At 46.6% G+C, this 18,961-nt stretch carries 17 protein-coding genes; all 17 read right to left on the minus strand.

Features of this window, described 5'->3' with window-relative positions:
* Positions 1–4: 4 nt before the first annotated feature.
* Positions 5–2,023 (minus strand): single-stranded-DNA-specific exonuclease RecJ, encoded by a 2,019-nt coding sequence (gene recJ, locus A7K50_RS12780; protein WP_243103750.1) that lies wholly within the window; start codon positions 2,021–2,023, stop codon positions 5–7.
* A gap of 49 nt (positions 2,024–2,072) precedes the next feature.
* The gene (locus A7K50_RS12785) at positions 2,073–2,420 is read right to left on the minus strand and encodes a lipopolysaccharide assembly protein LapA domain-containing protein (RefSeq protein WP_119776657.1); all 348 of its coding nucleotides are present in this window, start codon (positions 2,418–2,420) and stop codon (positions 2,073–2,075) included.
* Positions 2,421–2,454: 34 nt separating this feature from the next.
* On the minus strand, positions 2,455–3,021 hold the full coding sequence (locus tag A7K50_RS12790) for a hypothetical protein (RefSeq protein WP_243103753.1): 567 nt from the start codon (positions 3,019–3,021) through the stop codon (positions 2,455–2,457).
* Positions 3,022–3,080: 59 nt separating this feature from the next.
* Positions 3,081–4,952, minus strand: coding sequence for a DUF4153 domain-containing protein (locus A7K50_RS12795; protein ID WP_119776659.1), 1,872 nt, complete (start codon positions 4,950–4,952; stop codon positions 3,081–3,083).
* Between the two features lie 175 nt (positions 4,953–5,127).
* On the minus strand, positions 5,128–5,625 hold the full coding sequence (gene ilvN, locus A7K50_RS12800) for an acetolactate synthase small subunit (RefSeq protein WP_119776660.1): 498 nt from the start codon (positions 5,623–5,625) through the stop codon (positions 5,128–5,130).
* Positions 5,626–5,627: 2 nt separating this feature from the next.
* Positions 5,628–7,319, minus strand: coding sequence for a biosynthetic-type acetolactate synthase large subunit (gene ilvB, locus A7K50_RS12805; RefSeq protein ID WP_119776662.1), 1,692 nt, complete (start codon positions 7,317–7,319; stop codon positions 5,628–5,630).
* 150 nt (positions 7,320–7,469) lie between these two features.
* Positions 7,470–8,201 (minus strand): MBL fold metallo-hydrolase, encoded by a 732-nt coding sequence (locus A7K50_RS12810; RefSeq protein ID WP_119776664.1) that lies wholly within the window; start codon positions 8,199–8,201, stop codon positions 7,470–7,472.
* Positions 8,202–8,491: 290 nt separating this feature from the next.
* Complete coding sequence (gene secF / locus A7K50_RS12815; RefSeq protein WP_119776665.1) at positions 8,492–9,490, minus strand: protein translocase subunit SecF; 999 nt, start codon at positions 9,488–9,490, stop codon at positions 8,492–8,494.
* Positions 9,491–10,732, minus strand: coding sequence for a protein translocase subunit SecD (secD, locus tag A7K50_RS12820; protein ID WP_119776667.1), 1,242 nt, complete (start codon positions 10,730–10,732; stop codon positions 9,491–9,493).
* 159 nt (positions 10,733–10,891) lie between these two features.
* Positions 10,892–11,266 carry a preprotein translocase subunit YajC gene (gene yajC, locus A7K50_RS12825; RefSeq protein ID WP_119776669.1) on the minus strand — a complete coding sequence of 125 codons (375 nt, stop codon included), beginning with the start codon at positions 11,264–11,266 and terminating at the stop codon, positions 10,892–10,894.
* Between the two features lie 95 nt (positions 11,267–11,361).
* The gene (gene tgt / locus A7K50_RS12830) at positions 11,362–12,483 is read right to left on the minus strand and encodes a tRNA guanosine(34) transglycosylase Tgt (RefSeq protein WP_119776670.1); all 1,122 of its coding nucleotides are present in this window, start codon (positions 12,481–12,483) and stop codon (positions 11,362–11,364) included.
* Between the two features lie 92 nt (positions 12,484–12,575).
* A complete protein-coding gene (gene queA, locus A7K50_RS12835) occupies positions 12,576–13,616 on the minus strand; it encodes a tRNA preQ1(34) S-adenosylmethionine ribosyltransferase-isomerase QueA (protein ID WP_119776672.1) in 1,041 nt (346 codons plus the stop codon).
* A gap of 6 nt (positions 13,617–13,622) precedes the next feature.
* Positions 13,623–14,972 (minus strand): SpoIID/LytB domain-containing protein, encoded by a 1,350-nt coding sequence (locus A7K50_RS12840; RefSeq protein WP_119776673.1) that lies wholly within the window; start codon positions 14,970–14,972, stop codon positions 13,623–13,625.
* 146 nt (positions 14,973–15,118) lie between these two features.
* On the minus strand, positions 15,119–16,150 hold the full coding sequence (gene ruvB, locus A7K50_RS12845; RefSeq protein WP_119776675.1) for a Holliday junction branch migration DNA helicase RuvB: 1,032 nt from the start codon (positions 16,148–16,150) through the stop codon (positions 15,119–15,121).
* Between the two features lie 594 nt (positions 16,151–16,744).
* Positions 16,745–17,344 (minus strand): Holliday junction branch migration protein RuvA, encoded by a 600-nt coding sequence (ruvA, locus tag A7K50_RS12850; RefSeq protein ID WP_119776676.1) that lies wholly within the window; start codon positions 17,342–17,344, stop codon positions 16,745–16,747.
* Complete coding sequence (gene ruvC / locus A7K50_RS12855) at positions 17,341–17,838, minus strand: crossover junction endodeoxyribonuclease RuvC (RefSeq protein ID WP_020490869.1); 498 nt, start codon at positions 17,836–17,838, stop codon at positions 17,341–17,343. Before ruvC ends, ruvA begins: the two co-directional genes overlap by 4 nt.
* Before the next feature lie 125 nt (positions 17,839–17,963).
* A complete protein-coding gene (locus A7K50_RS12860; RefSeq protein ID WP_119776678.1) occupies positions 17,964–18,719 on the minus strand; it encodes a YebC/PmpR family DNA-binding transcriptional regulator in 756 nt (251 codons plus the stop codon).
* Between the last annotated feature and the right edge of the window lie 242 nt (positions 18,720–18,961).

Here is an 18,961-nt window from a genome sequence, read left to right on the forward strand (position 1 = left end):
GTTCCTATTCGCTCCAGACTCTGAAACGCAAAGAAGTCTGCAAGTAGGTTTTCTCGATATTGTTTAATTTAAATAAATACGGGCCTGTTCCGCCATACCAGCTGATGATGCCAAGTTCCTCGAATATTTTCATGATGCTGAGCTGCATTCCAGGTTTTTCCGCAGACGGTCCCCACCAAATAAAACCGCGTTCATCCGTTATGTGCTTAAGGTTTCGATAGAAATCCGCCAGCATCTTTCTGGAAAGACGCGGTGCCGAAGTCTTTTCTTTGAAGGCGGCAGTCTCGAAATCCGACAGGCTCCCGCTAATGGCTGGCTCCGGTTCGGAATATCCCTCAGCCGTACAGGCGATTTCCTGCTCGGCTCCGACACCGGAAGGACGAAAATCCTTGACGACGGCCTGGATGGTTTCGACATTACCGTAGCTGTTCAGCTCAAGATTATAAATAATATCGATCATATCGATGTTTTTGACCAGATCAAATTCTTGTCCCTTTTTAAACGCCATAGCTTCCCGTTTAAGCTTTGCTGCTGCGAGCGTCATTTTCAAATGTTCCCGGCCTTTACCGACAACAGAAACGTTTTGGACGGCAAGGCCATCCGTTCTTAAGACAGGTGCTGGATTTCCTGCCCCAAACGGAGCCATCTGTTCCAGCTCTTCCAATAACTGAGCATTCAGTTCATCCCACGATATCATAGAATCGATCTGAAAACGTTCCTTAAAGATGATCCCAAGTTCAAGAAAACTATTATTAAGTCCTTCCCGGAGCTGCGGGATCTGGTCTACAGGAAGCGTAAATCCGGCCGCTTGTTTATGACCGCCAAATTTGCTTAAAGTATTCGCCTGTTTTTTTAATTCGTCGAGAACATGATAGTCCGAGATTCCTCTGGCTGAGCCTTTCCCAGTATCCCCTTCCTCGGCAATAAGGAAGACCGGCCGCTTGTAGCGCTCCACGAGTCGCGAAGCGACAATGCCAATCACCCCGTGATGCCAGTTCGGTGAGGACAAGACAATGACATTGGGTATTGGGCCTTCAGCTAATATACGTTCAGCATCACAAAGCAGCTCCTTTTCAGTAAGCTGTCTCTGATTATTTTCCTTGCTAAGTTCCCTGGCCATCTCCAACGCATCATCATAGGTCTCTTCAAGCAGTAAGTTCAGTGCCAGCCTCGCCGTATCCATCCTCCCGGCGGCATTGATTCTCGGAGCAACAATAAACGAAATCTGACCTGCCTTAAGCTTCTTGCCAAGAAGGCCGCATTCCTCCAGCAGCGCCCTGATCCCGGAGTGCCTGGTATTTTCCATCACAGTCAGCCCATTTTTGACGAGGATTCTGTTTTCCCCGACGAGTGGGACAATATCCGCAATCGTTCCAAGCGCGACCAAATCAAGATAATCGTTCTCCGCCCCAAATGCCGCCTCAGAATAACCTAAACGGGCGTATAGGGCTTGCAGGAGTTTAAAGGCTACCCCGACACCAGCCAAATGCGGAAACGGATAACCTGAATCTGCTATTTTGGAATTTAATATTCCAACTGCGCAAGGCAGTTCGTCCTGCGGTTCATGGTGGTCCGTAACAATGATGTCGATACCGCAGGTTTTAGCAAAGGCTACCTCCTGGACAGCCGAGATTCCGCAGTCAACAGTGATAATCAGCGAGATATTGTTGTGGCTTGCTTTTTCGATCGTTTCCGAATGCAGGCCGTAACCTTCTTCCCGGCTCGGGATATGGACAACGACCTGATACCCAAGACTGGTCAGTCCCTTATACAGTAAGGCTGTTCCGGTTACACCATCGGCATCGTAATCCCCGTAGATCAAAATCTTTTCCTGATCCGCCCTGGCCTCGGCAAGCCTTTGCATGATGACCTCCATATCTTTAAACAAGAACGGAGAATGCAGGTCCAGAAGCGATGGCTTCAAAAATTCCAAAACACTGTCTCTCGAAGAATAACCGCGATTATGAAGAATACTCAAGGTACTGCGGGAGAGTCCCGCTTTTTTCAAAAATGCTTCACCCAAATACGTTTTGTGTGATAAAATCCACAAGTTGTTTTCCATTAATCAGTCCCTATTTCTGATTTTCAGAAGCGCCGACAGTATTTTCTTTGGCAACAGTCTGATTATCTTTGTTCTGACTATCCCTCTGCGGTATATCGATCGGATCAGCATCCGAAACTGCAGTTCTTTTGCTGGTAAATTTTTTATTGACTTTCGTTTCTTTCCTGGACTTTAATTCCCGGCGGAGTGCAAGGCAGAACATTAGCAGGGCACCTGCGAAGACCGAACAGAAAATAACGAGAACCAGCGGCAAATCTGCTGTCCAGAATAAGAAATGGATTGGAACAACTGCTGCATTTTGAACCGCAAAAATCACCACAATGAGCGCAATAATAATTGAAACTAACAAAATGACCATACTTTTCCCTCCTTTGTATCATTAATTCGTATCATTAATATAGTATATTTCCTATAATAAGCCAACCTGTGCAAAAAATAAACTTAAAAATTGCTTGAAACACAATCGCTCTGGAAATACTCCGATAGTTGAAAACGAGCGGGATGCCTATAATAGCAATCCAAATCAAAATTACCGGTATAAACGGCAGCAGCATTCCAAACAGGAACAGCGAAGAAACACTTCCGCCAACTACTTTCAGGACGCGAAAATTGTGTGTTTTCTGATTCAGCAGATAAGTCACAATGAGTCCAAAACACATATAGGCAAGAATGATAATTTCCCAGAACAGAATACTGCCCTGTTCATTCACCGCAAAATTGACTGCAGATATAATTAGGCCCGCAATGACGAGACCGGAGTAGTTACCAAGAAGCGTTATACCCGCCGCACAAACCAGGATTAATTCCAAGCCCAGCAGATTCCAAAACAACAATCCGTCACCCTGCTTATCATTAATATTTAATCCTGTATAGTATTGCCCCGTTCGCACTGGAATAATTATACTTTGCGGCCAAATTTTATAGATCGTTGCTAAAAGAAAATAGTCCCTGCCAATCATCTTTGGCACGAACTACATTAGTAATAATACAATGTTCTTAAATTATATATTGTACAGCCTTAATTCTCTTTCAGATACAGCTGGTCGAGGTTAAGCCAATAATTGATCCTATCTTCGCGGGGGTCCATGCTAATATCAATATTGCTGAAGACCAGCAGTACGCTCACTTCCGGTGTTTCCAGCTTCACGCACATATCACCCAAAGCTGCCTGATAGGTTTCGGCCTTACCCGGCGGGAACTTCGCAGAAATCTGGTCGATATAACCGTTCATATCCTGTTCAAGAATCACACGGCCATCTTGAAGAATCTTCAAAGACGGGATATTGTTATTGGCAGGGTACGTCCAATAGATGCTATAGGTGCCTTTGTCACCGTCAATCGTGATATATTCCTTCCCATTTGCATTTTCCATCTGTTTTACATATTCCATCTGCATATTTAAGGCCCAGCGATAACCGCTGATGTCAACAGGCTCAGGCGGCAACATCAGGGATGTAGCGATATACTTGTCTTTTCCCGGCATATCCTCAGGTTCCGGCCAGGTTTTATCAAAACCTAGTTTGTCTTTGAAGACATCGCTCTGGGCAAGACGCTTATCGAACCAGGACGGCAGCTTCGCATCACTGGCATTGGCGAGATAGTCGACTGCATCGGTAATGGATTCGCGTACAGCACGTTCCGGTTGGACAGCTGAGGGAGTCAGCTGGTTATCCTGCAGTATTCCCTGGTTGACCAATATCTTTTCCAGTCGGTTTACCTGCGCAGTGACCGGCAGTGCCTGATAGCCAACGACTGGCAATACGGAGAATACCGCAAGTACACAAGTCAGGACAGCGATTACAGCATGTGATCTTGCCTTTCGTATCATCAGCAGGACAGCCGCTGCTAAGGCCACAATCCAGATCAGTATGAAGGAATATTCAATCGTTTTAAGTCCTGACTTGCCCAGCTGGATTACGACTGCCCAGGCTTCGAAGGCCAGAATTACCAGGGCGGCAACCGGATAAATTCGGCGATAAAATTTTGCCAGTGCAGATTCGTAATTCGTGACCATCATATGGAGCCAAATCCCGCCGATGGTATAGGCTGAGGCAATGCCGGAAAGCTGTACGAAAGACGATGTACCTATGCCGCTCATCATCGTTTTGCCCGCCCAAAGAAGCAGAACTGCGGTCAACGCCAGGATAATCGGAATCATGATGCTGCCAAACAGGATTTCAATAAACCGCGGCTGTTTCTGGGCAACTTCACGGTGTTCGTCAACTTCTCCTTTGCGGAAATCGGGAAAATAGCCCACAAAGATTGTAAAGACTAAAAAGCCGGTCAGGGTCCCAATAACCATATAAACCTTGCTGCTCATGCCGTGATACAGCAAGGCCTGGACAGCACCTGCAACCCCAGAAACCCCGCCCATAATCACTGCTCCGTAAATGATAGCAATAAAGAAGGCCTTTTGCGTCATTAATAAGGACCTGGAGAAATCAGATTGGTCTTTGGGATATCCGGCCAGGATGATAAAGACCAGAAAACTGACCAGCATCGCCATACTCACACGGGCGCCAGCCAAAGTTGTAACTATAGCATAGCGAGATTCATCCGGGATCGTTCCTCCAAACAGGTAAAGTGCCAGGAAGGTTACAGCTGCGGCCACGACACCAAGCAGATTGGCACCCAAGAAAGCTTTTTTCTGATTAATCCGGCTTTGGGCAGCAGTAATTGCGGTCAGACTGAATACCGCACCCATTGCAAAAGCCCAATGCAGACAGTTGAACAGAAAGTTATAAGGTTCTTGTTGCGGCCAGTCAAGCTGAATCCTAATCATCGTTACGACGGCAAAACCGAAAGCACAGGCAATTGCAGCTGGAAAAGTTTGAAAGGCCTTCGCTGACCCACGAATAACCTGGACAATCGACCGGGTAAAAGCATTCATCCGTATACCTCCTTGCTGGAAAGTTCTATTCCAAAGTAACGAATCAATTTTGACTTAGTCTTAATAAATTTTCGACATTCATACGCTTATCCCTTCATCACTGGGGCCTTATTTATTACGAATATAACAGGAACTGCGGGGCATCCGGGACCCACAGTTACACTCAAATATTATGTTAGACATCTTTGGCAGCCTTGGGTCCCCGGCAGATCGCTATCTTGCCGGTTCTGACAATTTCAATGATTCCGTAGTCATCCAGCAGTTCGCAAATCGCATCAATTTTGACATCTTCACCGGTCAGCTCGATGATCATGGTCTCTTTATTGACATCGACAATATGGGCCCGGAAAATTTCGGCGAGGTTTATAATTTCTGCCCTGTTTTCCGGTGAAGCCTTCACCTTGATTAAGGCCAGGTCTCTGTGTACCCTGTCCTTTCCTGTAAGATCAATGATTTTGATTACATCAATTAGCTTGGAGAGCTGATTAACAACCTGTTCCAATTCATATTCATCATCAGCATCAACCTCAATGGTGATTCTGGACATGTCGGCTTCCTCGGTATAGCCGGCGTTAATGCTTTCGATATTAAAATTCCTCCGACTGATCAACCCGGAAACATGGGTCAAAACACCCGGTTTATTTTCCACCAATACGACTAAGGTATGTTTCATTTTCAGCCCCCCAATATCATTTGGTTTAAACCGGCCCCGGTCGGAACCATCGGCAAAACATCCTCTTCTTCAGGAATACGGATATCTACCAGGAACGGGCCTTCCGAGAAGATTGCTTTTTTCAGTACAGCTTCAATTTCTTCTTTCTTATCAAGACGGACGGCAGGAACGCCCATCGCCTTGGCGATCTGGACGAAATCTGCTTTCGTTCTCATACAGGAATGTGCATAATGGCTGTTGTAGAATTCCCGCTGCCATTGGGCAACCATTCCCAAAGACCGGTTATTTAAGATCATGACTTTGACAGACAAATTTAAGTCAGCAATCGTCATCAGCTCCTGGCAATTCATCATGAAGCCTCCGTCGCCGCATATGCAAATGACCTTCTTATTTGGCTTCCCGACCTGGGCTCCCATGGAAGCCGGAAGGCCGTAACCCATCGTTCCAAGTCCTCCGGAAGTCAACAGTGACCTTGGGTGTTTAAAACCGTAGAACTGGGCGGTCCACATTTGATTTTGGCCTACGTCCGTAACAATAACAGCGTTACCTTCTGTGATTTCACAGATCTTTTCAATGACAGGCTGTGGCAATATTTCATCCGTATCTTTTTTATACATGAGCGGCTTTTCTTTTTTCCAGCCAGACAGCTTTTCTAGCCACGGCTTAAACTGATCTTGCCATTCTTGAGCAGGTTTTTCCTGCAGTTTTTGATAGAACTTCTCGAGTGTCCAACGCAGATCGCCAATCACCCGGATATTTGCCCGGACATTTTTATTGATTTCAGCCGGATCAATATCAAAATGCACAATTTTAGCGTTAGAAGCAAACTGATCTAACCGTCCTGTGACCCGGTCATCGAAACGCACGCCGATTCCAATCAGCAGGTCCGTCTCGGTGGTGGACATATTTCCGGCATATGTGCCGTGCATCCCGATCATGCCAAAAAAGCGAGGATCATTGCTCAAGATACAGCCCAGCCCCATCAGGCTCGAGACTGTTGGTACCCCGGTATAGGCTACTATTTTTCGCATGATCTCAGAAGTATCCGACAGATTCAGGCCGCCCCCAACAAAAAACAAAGGCTTTTGGGCAAATTTAAGCTCGTCAAATACGGCATCCATCGTCCGGCTATCTCCCTCGGAGATCGGGGTATAACCTCTTAAATTAACCTCTGCGGGATACGCAAAATCTATTTCTTCAGCAAAGATATTTTTCGGAATATCAATTAAAACAGGACCCGGACGGCCCGTACGTGCAATATGAAAAGCTTCTTTCACGGTCTTCGGCAAATCCCTGACATCCCTAACCAGGTAATTATGTTTGGTAATCGGGGTTGTAATCCCGCGTATATCCGCTTCTTGAAAGGAATCCCGCCCTAAAAAAGGTACGGCAACCTGACCGGTAATCAGCACCAGCGGAACAGAATCCATATAGGCTGTGGCAATTCCAGTGATAAGATTCGTGGCCCCAGGGCCGGAAGTCGCCATACACACGCCGACCTTGCCTGTTGCCCTGGCGTAACCGTCGGCAGCATGGATTGCGCCCTGTTCATGTCTTGGCAGAACATGAGGAAATTCGGACATATACAGCGCATCATACAAAGTTAAGACCGATCCGCCGGGATAGCCAAAAACGACTTGTACATCTTCCTTTTTAAGACATTCGATGATTGCTTGTGCTCCGGTCATTTTCATTCTGCTATCTCTCCTCTCTCTTGTCTGTATTATAGTACAGAACGCAAATAAATGCACGAACTATATCAGTTCAGTCTATTCATTGTTCATGTTGTTTATTAACTTACTTGTTGTTTATTAACTTAAATGAAAGACGCACACTGTCTCCAATTAGAATTCTACTGTAAGATTGGTTTTTGCCAAATAGATTTTGCCGGCATAATACTGGGAAGCTTCATCTGCCAACTTTGCTGTTTCACCAATATGCGGGAAATGGGTCAGAAGAAGTGCTTTTGCGTCGATACGTCTGGCCAGGGCCGCAGCTTCGGTAGAGGTCAGATGCCCCTGGAATAAGCCGGTTTCATGGGCATATAGGCTTGATTCAGTAATCAATAGATCTGCTCCGCCTTCAAACTGGCTTAAATCAGATGCAGGCCCAAGATCACCGGTATAGATCAGGACTTTACCGGCATATTCAAGCTTCATTGCCAGGTTATAGGCATCATGGACGGTTGGAGCAAAGGAAACTTTCAAACCGTCAAGATCGAGAACCGTATCCGACTTTATTTCGATACCGCTGCTATATTCACCAAAGGTCAATTCCTTAAAGCATCCCGGCTGATTACTCGCATAAACAGGAAGCGGCTGTGTTCTTTTCTTAAACGCAAACGCAAATTTGCTCGCATATAGAAGGCATCCGAGATCTGCCGTATGGTCATGGTGAAAATGGGAAATAAAAACCGCGTCGATCTGCTCGTGGGAAACATGCTTCCATAAATTTGCCAATACCCCGCTGCCGCAGTCCAACAGGACTGTATGCCTGCCTGTCTGTAAAAGATACCCGGATGTTGCCTCTCCTGCTTCGGGATATGCTCCCCAGCAGCCTAGAACTGTTAGCTTCATTAATTCTCGCCCTTTCTAAGTGTCATATATTACTTGGGCTGGTCTCCATAATGTATAGCCGCTTTCGGCAAGTTGCACCCTCCGTGGCGCAAATAGCCGCGCTGCGCAATCCATGCTCCGCTTACGCTGTCTATACATTATGGAGACTAGTATTATGTAATTATGTATGAATTATATCAGCAATAACGCTTCTCTTTGCTGTCCTTGGCACTGCTCCGGCAGCATTAACTTCTCCATGAATGTCAAAAAGGACCCCGGAAAATCCGGGATCCTTGAATGATAGCATGAATTTAGCTTTCAGCCGGATTATCTTTTTTATTGTCTTCGCTGGTTCTCTTTTTAATCTCAACGACAAGCTGGCTGGCAATGCAAATGGATGAATAGGCCCCGAAAAATACGCCGATAATCATTGCCAGGGAGAAGGTTCTGGTCGATTCTCCGCCCAGGAAGAATATTGCGAGCAGAGCAATCAGCACGGTGCAGACAGTCTTTACGGAACGGCCCATCGTCTGCCAGACAGATTTGTCCACCATATCCTCGAAGCTGTCTTTCTTTTTCATGCGTCTTTCATTCTCTCTGATACGGTCATAGATGACGACGGTATCATTAATCGAATAACCAAAGATGGTGAGAATTGCCGCGATGAACGCTGCATCAATTTCCCACTGGAATATTGAGAACAAGCCCAAAGTAATAAGTATATCATGCAGAAGCGCAATGACGCTCGAAGCAGCATACACAAAACGGAAACGGAACGAAACATAAATCAGAATCAAAACAGACGCAACCGCCAGCGACTTCATCGCTCCCGATTTCAGTTCGTTGCCGATAGCAGGCTGAACAAGCTGTTCTTCAACATTTTTTATATCGAACGTTCCAGCCTGTTTCTGAATTGCCGCCAGAAGCTCGTCCCTCTTGGTCTGATCCAAAGCTTCCGTTCTGACGATAGCCGAAATGTCACCATTTGTCAGCTGTACGCTACCGGTCAGCCCAACAGAATCCACGGCCTGGTTGATATCCGCCTGGGTTACTTTTTCGTTAAACTGAATATTGAACATCGAACCGCCTTTATAGTCGATGCTGAGATTCAGTCCCTGCGTACAAAGCGAAGTAATACCAGGAATCAGAAGAATCAAAGATAAGACAAACCAGATATAGCGTTTTTTTACAATATTAAAATACAGTCTATGTTCATGTTTGACATCATCGTAACTGGCTTCGCTGGCGGCAGGGGTAACGACCGGGGCCGCATTTTTAGGTGTTTTTTTGTCTTTATACTTGTCAGCCACTTATTTTACCTCCTTTACGCCAAACAGCCATTTGCTCATCCGCGGGTTGATTCCAACAATCCAGCGCATAATCCAGCGGGTAAACGTAATAGCCGTAAACAGGCTCGCAACGATACCGACAATCAGCGTAATTGCAAAACCTTTGATCGAAGCAGAACCGAGCAGGAATAATGCCAGAGCAGCAAAAATGGTCGTAATATTAGAGTCAAACACCGTAATGAAGGCCCGGCTGAATCCGGCATCCACGGCAGCCCGCAGCGATTTGCCAAGCTTTAGTTCTTCCTTGATTCTTTCGTAGACAATAATATTCAAATCGACGGCCATTCCAATGGATAAGACAAACCCTGCAATGCCTGGCAAGGTAAGAACCGTCCCAATCCCGTATAAAACCCAGAGTACAATCACTGAAAAGACCACAAGAGAAAAATCAGCGACCAGCCCTGGTAAACGATAGAGCAGCAGCATGAATAAGAAAATAAAGATCAGTGCAATGACGCACGCATTTAGGCTCTTATTCAGGGAATCAGCACCCAAAAGTGCGCCTACCTGGTTTTTTTCAACAATGCTCATACTGACTGGCAACGCACCGGAACGGAACATGACGGCATACTGAGCTGCTTCTTCCAGGGAGGAATAGCCTTGGATCTGGCCTTGTCCGTCTACAATCGGCACAGAAACTACCGGATCCTGGATCTTTCGCTCATCCAGATAGATACCAATTTTCTGATTAAGATATTTCGTTGTAATATCAGCAAACTTCGTGGTACCCTCAGAAGCAAATGATATTTGCACAACATAATCCGTGCCGCCGTTCGAGGTATCGACTGCTGCCTTAGCATCCTTCAATAGGGAACCGTCCATCAGGATATTTCCCTGGGGATCCCGGAAAGTCAGCTTAGCGGTTGTTTGCAGGACTTTAACAGCCTCATCGGGATCAGCGACTCCGGCCAGCTCAACAATAATTCTCTTTTTGTCATAGTTCGTCTGAATATAAGGTTCGGCTACTCCGAGCCCGTTGACACGTTCTTCAATGACAGCCCGCGCTTTATCCATATCGTCGTTGGTAATCTCTGCACCGTCTTTACCCATCTCCGCCTGTAAAACCAGATGAACGCCACCGCGTAAATCAAGTCCCAGCGGAATCCCGCTTTTAGAATCTGTCAGCGGCTGGATCGAAAAGAATACCACAACAGCAACTAGAATTACGGCTATTGCAAGTTTTAAAGTATTTCCCCGTTTCATCCTTTTTCCTCCTAATAGAATAAAGGGACTCTCCCATACAAGCATTATTATATCCTTTTTGCATTTGAGGTGTCAATTTCAAAGCAATAAGCAAGTGTTTCGGCACTTGCTTATATTTGGAATCAAATTTCCGTAAACGAAACTGTTTTTTAACGCAGCTTATTTATCGTCTTTAACCTTGGTATCGTTATCTTCATCGATTTCTTCGGTTTCTTCAGCCTCTTCTTCGGGTTCAGGCTTATTTTTCTTATGAGTCTTGACAGGCGTTTCTTTGCCGCCCTCGGCACTTTTGATCGCAGACTTAAGTATTTCAATTTCAACATTGCTGGCAATCTTGATGACAACCGTATCTTCTTTTATTTTGGTAATGGTACCTAATATTCCGCCAATCGTTATGACTTTAGCCTTGATTTTAATGGACTCCATCAGTCTCTGCCGCTCTTGTTTCTGCTTTCTGCTCGGCAAAACAAACATAAAGATAATCATAATAACAAATACTGCAAAATACATCATCGTTGTCGTACTTTGATCCATAAGTAAAGAATCCCCCTTAAATTGTAAATTACCTAAATATGCATACTATACCTGATTATATCATCTTTATTCCGTAAATTCAGCATGTATTTAGATTATTTTTCATAACCGTAGTCCGCAAAAAATTGTTTCCGGTATTCCGGAAGCCGATCTTCGGCAATCGCCTGACGGATTCCTTCCATTAAATGAGTCAGAAAGTGCAGGTTATGGATCGTCATCAGCCTGTGTCCGAAAATCTCATCCGCTTTGATCAGGTGCCGGATATACGCCCGGGAATAATTCCGACAGGTATAACAGCTGCAGGTCGAATCAATCGGCGTAAAATCGTCAGCATAGGTGGCATTACGGACCACAACCTTACCAAACCTCGTCATTGCTGTCCCATTTCGGGCAATACGCGTCGGCAGTACACAGTCAAACATATCAATGCCATGCATGACGCCCTCGATTAAGTCATCAGGTGAGCCCACACCCATCAGATATCTTGGTTTGGCTTCGGGTAGCAGCGGAACGGTATAATCCAGCACTTCGTACATCAGTTCTTTAGGTTCCCCGACACTCAAGCCCCCCAGTGCATACCCAGGCAGATCAAGTCCGGTAATTTCCTGAGCGCTTTGTTTGCGGAGATCCTCATACATTCCTCCCTGGACAATGCCAAAAAGGGCCTGACGATCGGTGGAAGTCAGCGTGTTTTTGCAGCGCTGCAGCCAGCGGAAGGTCCGTTCAGCGGATTTTTCCGTGTACTCCCGGGTTGCCGGGTAAGGCGTGCACTCATCAAAAGCCATCACAATATCCGAACCAAGAGCAATTTGAATTTCCGTCGCTTTCTCCGGACTTAAGAACTGTTTGGAGCCATCAAGATGAGAACGAAATTCCACGCCCTCTTCGGTGATTTTCCGTAAATCCCCGAGACTGAAAACCTGGAACCCTCCGCTGTCGGTCAAAATCGCGCCATCCCAGTTCATAAATCTATGCAGGCCGCCTGCGTGTTTAATCAGTTCGTGACCCGGACGCAAAAACAGATGATAGGTATTGCTTAAAATTATGTCGGCTCCGAGCATCTTCAGTTCTTCTGGGCTAACCGATTTTACGGTAGCCTGAGTTCCTACAGGCATAAACACAGGCGTCTCTATCATGCCATGAGGGGTATGAAGTCTTCCCAGACGGGCCTTGGTACGGGTGTCTTTCTTTAGTATTTCCAGTTTAACGGCCGCCAAAACATTTCTTCCTCTCTATTTGTTAAATTAACCCTGAAACATGGCATTCTCCATGTATTAACGAGAACTAGAATGCGTGTATTCTCCCCATGTTAAACTAAAAACATAGCGTCCCCGAAACTGAAAAAACGATATTCCTCACGGACTGCAGTCTGATACGCTTTCAGAATCAATTCCCGACCTGCAAATGCACTGACCAGCATCAGCAGTGTCGAGCGCGGAAAGTGGAAATTTGTGATTAAGGCATCGACAATTTTGAATTGATATCCGGGGTAGATAAAAATATCCGTCCAGCCTTCGGTCTCGGACAGCACATTCCTGGAAGCATCCTGACAAAGTCCTGCAGCGGATTCCAATGTCCGGACCACGGTTGTCCCAACCGCAATCACCCTGCGGCCTTCTTTTTTGGCCAGAGAGATTCTGGCGGCAGTCTCAGAATCAATGCTGAAATATTCCGTGTGCATTTGGTGTTCGGTGATTTCTTCCGTCTTTACCGGCCGAAACGTTCCCAGACCGACATGCAACAGGACTTCAAGAACCTCTACTCCGTTGTCCCTAATCCTGTGCAGCAGCTCTTCCGTAAAATGCAGGCCTGCCGTAGGCGCCGCAGCCGAACCATTTTCTTTGGCATAAACAGTCTGATACCGCTCTTTATCGTTTAATTTTGCTGTGATATACGGAGGTAAAGGCATCTCGCCGAGACTGTCCAGGACTTCCTCAAACAGGCCTGAATACGTAAAACGGATGATCCTGTTTCCATCGTCAAGAATTTCGATCAGTTCCCCGTACAAAAGTCCTCCCCCGAAAATAACGTTTTGACCCGGTTTTAGCCTTTTGCCGGGTCTAACCAGGACTTCCCAGCGATCCCTGTCTATTCTCTTTAGCAGGAGCACCTCAATTTTTGCTCCGGTACCTTCTTTTTCCCCAATTAATCTGGCCGGAATCACCCTAGTCTTGTTCAAGACAAGCACGTCTCCCGCATTAAAGAATTGCACAATATCCTGGAATAAGTAATGAAATATTTCACCTTTGGCTTTATCCACCAGCATCAGCCTTGATGAATCCCGCGGTTCTGCCGGTGTTTGAGCAATCAGTCTTTCCGGCAAGTCGTATTCAAAATCCTCCAACCTCATTCTCTGCTACTCCATTTTCACCAAATCAATATTTTTATAGTAATAGTTTAGGATATCCTGATAAGAATAGCCTTGCATTGCCATATCATAGGCACCCCATTGGGACATCCCGACGCCGTGCCCCCAGCCCCTGCCATTGAAAACAAATACACCGTATATTCCAGGTTTTTCTGCTATACCGTCATTGGAGCTTTTGATCCTGGAGAGCAGTGGACCAGTGCCTTTTTCCGCGGAGGTCCCTGCCGAAGGATTCCCAGTCAAACAAATCTCCGGGGTATTTTTCTGAAGTACAGGCATGATATATTCTACCTTAAATAGTCTTCCAAGGAAAGAATCACTTGATAGAGATCCTTCAGGATAAAATTTGCGGACAAAATCCCCGCCGGATACCGTTTTTTCGTTGCCTAACCAATCTTGAAGCACGACACGGTATACGCGGCCCGATACATATTTCGCCAGTTTCACCTGTCTTACAGGGGCCAGATCAAAAGCTTTTCCAAGAACATCCGCGGCAATCACAAACCTCCAGTGGTCGGTATAACCCCCAATGCCGTTGGAAAATGGATCCGGAGTAGACGTATAATGAGCGTCCTGATTTTGCCAGACATTCTGAGGGGCCTCCATATAACCGCCGTTATGCGAAGAGTAGAAAATTGAAATGGGTCTGCCGGTATCCTGATCAGCCAGAACCTCTCCCGTCGTTGCAGTCACCGCCTGGCTGGCTGCCCCTTCCACAGATTTGCCGAGGTAAGCCTGATGGATATCGGGTGAATCCGTGATAACACCATCGTTTATATTTTTCAGCAAATATGTCCTTGCGGCGACCGCCTGCGCTTTCAGGGCTTCGAAACCTTTTGCGGCCCAGGCATTGCTCATCTCTATCGGAACGACTCCTTTCAAGTAGTCTTCCTGCTCAAGTGAATTATACAGTTTCCAGCAACCGTTTTCTTTCACAATAGAAAGATTTCCGCGGTAGCTGATCCAATCCTTTTCGGGTTCTCTGATCCGAAAAATGCCCTGATTCTTGGAGGTAAGCTTAATTTTATTTTTCTCCAGAATCACGAACCGATCACCGACAGCCAGGAAATTTGCCATACTGCTCTGGCCGATCTGACAACGGTCCCCGGCTGTTAGGCTGACGCTGAAATCATTATAGTCGAGGGTATAACTGCCCTGTCTGACTTCAATTTCCAACCAGCTGGTTTCAGGAAACTGCCAGACAAGCTTCACAGTTACCTCCCTTGCAAGCGCTGCATTCGGTGTCAGGGTAATCAAAAAAAGCATTACAACAAATAATAGGCAAAAAGCTTTAGACAAAAAAGCGCTCTGTTTAACACCGCAGCCATGGAAAAACATTTGATCGACTCCTTCACTATCCGGCTGTTAAACAGATTGCCCAACTATCGTTCAGTATATTCAATTATTTTCCTATAGAAAGCTTGACTTACTCCAAGCCTTTGACGCTGGCGAAAGCCTTAGTTGCCCTTAAATGAATCAGAAAGCTATTTACTTTCTGATTCGCAAAAAAGTCCCGTCTGTACATTCGCCGGAAGATCCATTCCAAAATAGTTGTAGACCTGGTTCGTTACCATTCTACCTCTTGGTGTCCGCTGCAGAAAACCTCTCTGCAGCAAAAATGGTTCCACAACATCTTCCAGGGTCTCGGCCTCTTCACCTACAGTAGCTGCCAGCGTTTCCAGACCAACCGGTCCTCCGTCAAAATTCCGGATAATGGCCAGCAAAATTTTCTGGTCCAGACTGTCCAGGCCCATCGGATCAACTTCGAGCTTATCCATTGCTTTGGCTGCCGTCTGAGAGTCAACAATCCTGCTTCCCCAGAACTGCGCATAGTCCCTTACCCTTTTGAGCAGCCTGTTAGCGACCCGCGGTGTCCCTCTGGAACGCTTGGCAATCTCCTCCGCTCCGTCCGGCGACAGATCCACTTTCAGGATCCGGGAAGCCCTGGCGACGATCTGCAGCAGTTCCTCTGTCGTATAAAATTCCAGACGGCTGATGACCCCGAATCTGTCCCTTAAAGGAGACGTGAGCTGTCCGGCTCTGGTCGTCGCGCCAATCAGCGTAAACGGAGACAGGGACAGCCTGATGGAACGGGCACTCGGCCCTTTGCCAATGACGATATCCAGACAATTATCTTCCATCGCTGAATACAGGACTTCTTCTGCTGTCCTGCTTAGACGATGAATCTCATCAATGAACAGCACATCGCGCGGTTCGAGCGAAGTCAAAAGTGCCGCCAAATCTCCCGGTCTTTCAATCGCGGGTCCGGAAGTCGTCCGGATATTAACTCCCATCTCAGCCGCAATAATATTGGCCAGCGTGGTCTTGCCAAGTCCCGGCGGACCATAAAGAAGGACATGGTCGAGAGCCTCTCCCCTGTTCTGGGCCGCCTGGATAAAGACGCTTAAGTTTTCTTTGATACTTGCCTGTCCGATATATTCCATCAGCCTGCCCGGTCTTAAAGCTTCGAATTCCCGGTCTTCAGGACGCTCCAGGGAAGTGATGACTCTTTCCAAGTTTTTTCCTCCTTTAAATCAATGTTTTTTAAAATGTTTTTTAAATTGCTCGGGTAAAGTCTCCGTAATGGAAGACCGCTTTCGGCTATTGCGCCATCCATGACGAGTCGCTCCTTGCCATCCATGGCATCGCGACATTAGGCCATCCGTGGCCGTCAAAAAAGCCGCGCTACGCAATCCATGCTCCGCTTGACGCCGGTCTTCCATTACGGAGACTTAGTCTGGAGCTAGTAAAAGCTTAATTTCAAAGTTTATGCTTCTGAATCGTTGTCGTAGTCAAATGTCATTTTACAACAGGAATGAGCTTCATTCTGACTTTCCAACATGCCAACTTACTTGAAAACCTAAGATTAGTCCGGGGGCCACAGTTCCGCTGTAAGCGGAGCACGATGCGGAGCGCGGCCTTTTGACGGCCACGGATGGCCTAATGCCGCGGTGCCATGGACGGCAAAGAGCGGCGTGCCATGGATGGCACAACGGCCGAAAAGCGGTATTGTGGCCCACAGACTTGCCCTGATAATGGTTTTAGATATAGAGATAAGCAATAATTTGTGTAAGTAATTTGAGAATCATGTGCGAGTATATCAAAGGGTATCACATATGTTCTGGCGGTCCTGCCAATAAGCGAAGTGCTTCTTTGAGCTGATCCTCCATGGAAGACAGTCCTCTCTTTTCCGCCCTAGTCAGGGCATCACGCGCTTCATAGCGGGAAAAGCCCAAGGCCAGCAGCGTCTCCAGGGTGTCGTTGGCCGGGATAAAGGAGCCTAGATCTTCTGTTCCGGCTTTGATATCAACATCCTTAATCTTTTCTTTCAGTTCCAGGATGATTCTTTTTGCAGTTTTGCCGCCGATTCCGGGGACTTCGGTTAATTGAGAAACGTCCTCACAGACAATCGCCGTCTTGATCTTACTGACAGAAAAAGCCGACAAAATACTCAGTGCTGCCTTTGGACCAATCCCGGTTACGTTGAGCAGCTGCAGAAACAGCTCTTTTTCATCCCGGGTCAAAAAGCCGTACAAAGACAAATCATCTTCCCGCATGATTAAATGGGTATGCAGGACTGTTTCTTCCCCCTGCCTGATCTTTGCCATCGAACTTACCGGAACATGGAGCAAATAGCCTACACCGCCGACATCCAGTACCAGGCGGTCCGCTTCGGCCATCCACACATTCCCCCGCAGCATTCCGATCATTTGAGCATTCCTCCATTTATCCGACGTCCTATGCTGTGCGCATGACATATGGCGATGGCCAGCGCATCAGCTGTGTCATCAGGCTTTGGTGTTTCCTGCAGCGACAGGATCGCCTTGACCATATACTGTATCTGCTTTTTATCCGCTTTACCGTACCCGACCACAGCCTGTTTGACCTGCAAGGGCGTATATTCGAATACTTCAATATTCCGGCGGGCTGCGCCCAATAAAACGACTCCCCTGGCCTGCCCAACTGTAATCGCCGTCGTGGTGTTGCGGTTAAAAAACAATTCTTCCACAGCCATCACATCAGGTGAATATTCTCTTAGAAAATCCTCCAGAGATTCATAGAGTATCCTGAGTCTGTCCGGCATCGGCAAATCAGGTGGTGTCCGCCAGCAGGAATAAGTGACTGGAGAAAGCTTTTGGCCGTTTTTTTCGATCAGTCCGTACCCCATGATGGCAGTTCCCGGGTCAATGCCAAGAATCAACATCTTCTTGCTCCTTCTGTGATCCTCATTCCGTTATTCCAGTACCTTGTCAAGCTTATCGTACCTATCGTCCTATACCTGTACCATGTTCAATTTTAAATTCGTTCTATCCAGGCGGCAGATACGGTTTAGAGATCAGCATCTTCCAGTGATTCGGCAAGATCAAAGTTTGTATAGACTTTCTGAACGTCATCATGGTTCTCCAGCGAATCGATTAACTTAATGATTTTTTTCGCTTGTTCGATATCGGCAATCTCGACGCGATTGACTGGAATCAGATTGATGGCCGCATTTTCAATCGGTATCATACTGTCCAGCAGCACTTGCCTGACTTCCTGCATATCGGCCGGATCAGTGAAAATTTCATAGCTTTCATCTTCGGATGCGACATCCTCAGCACCTGCCTCAAGTGCCAGGAGCATGATTTCATCTTCATCCATCTTCAAATCTTCTTTCGGTACATCAAGCTGTCCTTTTTCCGTGAACATCCAGCTGACACTGCCGGTTTCGCCGAGGTTGCCGCCATTTTTCGAAAAAAGGTGACGCATCTCCGACGCCGTCCGGTTCCTGTTGTCCGTCATCAGCTCTACCATGATCGCAACGCCGCCGGGGCCATAGCCTTCGTAACGCAGTTCTTCATAATTGGCGCCTTCTCCTGCTCCGGCGCCTTTCTGGATCGCGCGCTGAATATTGTCATTCGGCAGGTTGGCCGCCTTGGCATTATCAATCGCAATTTTCAACCTGAAGTTTCCGTTCGGGTCTGCGCCGCCTGCCCGCGCGGCCACCATAATCTCTCTGGCTAATTTTGTGAAAATCCGGCCTTTGATGGCATCGGTTTTAGCTTTTTTATGTTTAATATTCGCCCATTTGGAATGACCTGACACAATGATTCCTCCCTGATACATTATAGCCTATATATTTTACCATGTAGCGGGAACTCAGGCAAAAAAAAATCAAGGATTAATCTCAAGCCTTTCGTTATAACTCTTCCATGCGGCAAAATATCTGAATTTGAAGAATTTGAAAGCGCTTTCAAATTCTTCAGTTATCGAATTAGACTCTTTTCCGGAACCATCGGTGTATCCGGTGCACCCGGAATACCGTTTGTATCAAAGCCGGCGATGAA

The organism is Dehalobacter sp. MCB1, from assembly GCF_003590275.1.
Lineage (GTDB): Bacteria > Bacillota > Desulfitobacteriia > Desulfitobacteriales > Syntrophobotulaceae > Dehalobacter.

Excerpts from the sequence above, each read along its gene's own strand:
- A7K50_RS12785 (WP_119776657.1), bottom strand. The coding sequence starts at position 2,420 with ATGGTCATTTTGTTAGTTTCAATTATTATTGCGCTCATTGTGGTGATT.
- A7K50_RS12790 (WP_243103753.1), bottom strand. The coding sequence starts at position 3,021 with ATGATTGGCAGGGACTATTTTCTTTTAGCAACGATCTATAAAATTTGG.
- A7K50_RS12795 (WP_119776659.1), bottom strand. The coding sequence starts at position 4,952 with ATGAATGCTTTTACCCGGTCGATTGTCCAGGTTATTCGTGGGTCAGCG.
- ilvN (WP_119776660.1), bottom strand. The coding sequence starts at position 5,625 with ATGAAACATACCTTAGTCGTATTGGTGGAAAATAAACCGGGTGTTTTG.
- ilvB (WP_119776662.1), bottom strand. The coding sequence starts at position 7,319 with ATGAAAATGACCGGAGCACAAGCAATCATCGAATGTCTTAAAAAGGAA.
- A7K50_RS12810 (WP_119776664.1), bottom strand. The coding sequence starts at position 8,201 with ATGAAGCTAACAGTTCTAGGCTGCTGGGGAGCATATCCCGAAGCAGGA.
- secD (WP_119776667.1), bottom strand. The coding sequence starts at position 10,732 with ATGAAACGGGGAAATACTTTAAAACTTGCAATAGCCGTAATTCTAGTT.
- yajC (WP_119776669.1), bottom strand. The coding sequence starts at position 11,266 with ATGGATCAAAGTACGACAACGATGATGTATTTTGCAGTATTTGTTATT.
- queA (WP_119776672.1), bottom strand. The coding sequence starts at position 13,616 with ATGAGGTTGGAGGATTTTGAATACGACTTGCCGGAAAGACTGATTGCT.
- A7K50_RS12840 (WP_119776673.1), bottom strand. The coding sequence starts at position 14,972 with ATGTTTTTCCATGGCTGCGGTGTTAAACAGAGCGCTTTTTTGTCTAAA.
- ruvA (WP_119776676.1), bottom strand. The coding sequence starts at position 17,344 with ATGATCGGAATGCTGCGGGGGAATGTGTGGATGGCCGAAGCGGACCGC.
- ruvC (WP_020490869.1), bottom strand. The coding sequence starts at position 17,838 with ATGTTGATTCTTGGCATTGACCCGGGAACTGCCATCATGGGGTACGGA.